The organism is Armatimonas sp. (assembly GCF_031410135.1).
Classification (GTDB): domain Bacteria; phylum Armatimonadota; class Armatimonadia; order Armatimonadales; family Armatimonadaceae; genus Armatimonas.
Genome location: NZ_JANNYP010000929.1, coordinates 1 through 3,350 on the forward strand (window position 1 = coordinate 1; position 3,350 = coordinate 3,350).

Consider the following 3,350-nt stretch of genomic DNA (forward strand, 5'->3'; position numbering starts at 1 on the left):
GGGAGAAAACTCACACCTAAGCCACTGACGGGGGCAACTTGTTTTGTGGATACAGAGGCTCCCAAAGGAGCACGCTATACGGTGCAGGCGGGTAGTGGTGGGCAGAGCAAGCCTGTCACCCTCTCGGAGGCACCGTACTTAAATATTGCGTTGCGTACTCCAGCTGGCTACAGCCCCAATGACTGCTCCGTGGGGGATCTGGATGGCGATGGTAGTTTAGAGCTGGTTGTCCATATGACGGGGCGCGCTAAAGATAACTCTCAGGCGGGAACCACCGATCCGCCGATCTTGCAGGCCTACAAGCTGGAGGGGACGTTTCTGTGGGAGGTTAACCTCGGGAAGAATATCCGCGAAGGAGCCCACTACACCCAGTTTCTTGTCTACGACTTCGATGGCGATGGAAAAGCAGAGCTTGCCTGCAAGACCGCCGATGGCACGGTAGATGGCACGGGAAAAGTGATCGGGGATGCGAGCAAGAGCTGGGCAAATGACAAGGGCTACATTCTTGATGGCCCGGAGTTTCTGACGGTCTTTGAGGGCAAGACAGGTAAGGCGCTCGCCACGACCGACTATGTCCCTGCCCGTGGAAAAGTCGAGGACTGGGGGGATGGCTACGGTAACCGCGTGGATCGGTTTCTCGCCTGCGTCGCCTACTTAGACGGCAAGCAGCCCAGCCTGGTTTTCTGCCGGGGCTACTACACGCGCACCGTGCTGGCCGCCTGGGACTGGCGCGGCGGTAAGCTCACCCCGCGCTGGGTCTTTGACTCGGACAAGCAGGCCGACCCGAAGAAGTGGCGCGGTCAAGGCAACCACAATGTCTCTGTGGGGGATGTGGATGGCGACGGAAAAGACGAGATCATCTACGGCGCGATGGCGATTGATGACAATGGCACGGGGCTCTACTCCACGGGGCTCGGTCACGGCGATGCGTTGCATCTCTCGGATATTGATCCGAGTCGCCCTGGTCTCGAAGTCTTTGATATCCACGAGCACAACAACCACCAATCTGGCGTGGAGTTACGCGATGCCCGCACCGGTGCGCTACTCTTTGGCAAGCCCTGCCCCGATGTGGGGCGCGGCGTCGCTTTTGACATAGACCCGCGCCACACGGGCTACGAGCTTTGGGCGTCGGGCGAGGGCCTCAGCGGTGTCTGGAACGTCAAAGGAGAGCAGATCTCCAAAAACAAGCCGCGCTCCTGCAACTTTGGGGTCTGGTGGGACGGCGACTTTCTGCGTGAGCTGCTCGACGGCAACAAGATCACCAAGTGGGACTGGATAGGCGAGACCGAGAAGAACCTCCTCACGGCCACAGACTGTGTCAGCAATAACGGCACCAAGTCCACACCCGCCCTCTGCGCCGATATCCTCGGCGATTGGCGCGAGGAAGTGATCCTGCGCACGACCGACAACAAGTCCCTGCGCATCTACACCACGACCATTCCCACTGGTCATCGCCTCACCACGCTCCTCCACGACCCACAGTACCGCCTCAGTGTCGCCTGGCAAAATGTCGGCTATAACCAGCCCACCCAGCCTGGATTTTATCTGGGTGAGCGCTGATCCCCGTCTCTGAACTGCTTCTGGTAGAGCTCGGCGTAGAGCCCGTTTTGCGCCAGAAGCGTCTCATGTGGCCCGACCTCGACCACACGGCCTTGCTCCAGAACGACGATCTTATCGCACGTTCGGATCGTGGAGAGCCGGTGGGCGATAATCAGCGCGGTGCGGTTCTGGAGCAGCGTCTCCAGTGCCTCTTGAATGAGCGACTCCGACGTGGCATCGAGGCTGCTTGTGGCCTCATCCAGAATAAGAAGCTGCGGGTTCTTGAGCAGCGCACGGGCAATCGAGAGGCGCTGACGCTCCCCGCCCGAGAGCCGAAAGGCCCGCTCCCCGACGATTGTGTCGTAGCCCTCAGGGAGTCCGGCGAGGAAGTCGTGGATATGGGCGGACTTGGCGGCGGCGATGAGCTGCTCCTGGGTGGCATCGGGGCGGGCGTAGAGCAGGTTTTGTTTGACGCTGGCATGGAAGAGAAAGGTCTCCTGGGTCACCATCCCAATCCGAGCACGCAGGCTCTCCAGTGTAATCTCTCGTAGATCCAAGCCATCCAGCGTGATCTTGCCCTCCGTGGGATCGAAGAAGCGCGGCAGTAAGTAGGTGATGGTCGTCTTTCCCGCGCCACTTGGCCCGACCAAGGCCACACGTTCGCCGGGCGCAATCGTAAATGAGAGCTCGGAAAGCGCAGGCGTCGTGGCGTTTGGGTAGGAAAAGCCCACGCCCTCGAAGCGCACCTCGCCCCGTGTCTGAGTGAGCGTTTTAGCATTTGCTACATCGGCGATCTCAGGGTCTTGATCCAGCAGCGAGAAGATACGCTCGAAGATTGCCAGCGCACCCTGCACATCCACGTAGACATTGGCGAGGTTGGCGAGAGGGCGGTAGAGATTCGCCAGATACGCCACAATGGCGATAATGCTTCCCAAGGTCAGCCGCCCACTCAGTGCCTCGATGCCACCAAACAAATAAATGAGCGCAGGGCCAGCCACAGAAAAGACGCTCAGGCTCATGAACAGCCAGCGCCCCGCCAGGGTTTGTTTGAGGTTGAGCGACTTCACCCGCTGCGTGAGTTTCTCAAACGCACTTGCATCGGCAGGGGCTTGGCCGTAGAGCTGTGTGAGGAGCATCCCGCCGACATGGAGGCGCTCCTGCACAAAGGCCAGCAAGTCCGCCTGAGTCTCCTGCGCCTCGGTGGAGAGCCTGCGCCGCAGCTTCCCGACCAGCTTTGTCGGCAGATACAGGCCCGGCACGACAATCAGCGCCACCAGCGCCAGCCTCGGGTTCATCCCAAAGATCACGATAATGGTGGCAATCACGGTCAGCAAGTTATTGGCAATGCTAATCACTGTGCCCGTCGCCACGCCCTGCACGGCCCCGACATCGCTGCTCACCCGCGCCACGATCTCCCCAGCACGCGTCGTCGTGTAGTAGCTCAGCGACATCTGCTGCAAACGTAAAAATAATCGGTTGCGCAGGTCGTAGAGCAAGCCCTCGCCAACTTGTGCGCTCAGGAAGCTCTGGAGAACTCCGAGTAGTCCCATGACGATATTCACGCCAATGATCCCACCCACAAGCCAGAAAAGCAGCGTCGGCTGGTGCTTGGGGATCGCATCGTCGAGAATCCCGCGCACCAAGAGCGGCGGCGCGACCGCGAGCGCGGCGTTGGCGGCAAGGCAGCCAAAAATCCCTACCCAGAGCGTCTTGTAGGGCGCAAGGCACGTCAGCACGCGCCGCAGTAGCACCCGATCCAGCGGCTTCTGCGGCCCGTCGCCGCCCGTGTTGCGGTTCTGCAACCCAAACGT

At 60.4% G+C, this 3,350-nt stretch carries 2 protein-coding genes; one reads left to right on the forward strand and one right to left on the reverse strand.

Annotated elements, in window-relative coordinates; translation table 11 throughout:
• Window positions 1-1,560, forward strand: a 1,560-nt coding sequence (locus RMO15_RS33095) for a rhamnogalacturonan lyase (protein ID WP_309723618.1), incomplete at its 5' end; no start/stop codon positions are given.
• On the opposite strand, the gene RMO15_RS33100 is transcribed toward RMO15_RS33095, so the two are convergent.
• Window positions 1,542-3,350: ABC transporter ATP-binding protein (locus RMO15_RS33100; protein WP_309723621.1), on the reverse strand; the 1,809-nt coding region annotated here is incomplete at its 5' end. The two genes, RMO15_RS33095 and RMO15_RS33100, sit on opposite strands and share 19 nt — an antisense overlap.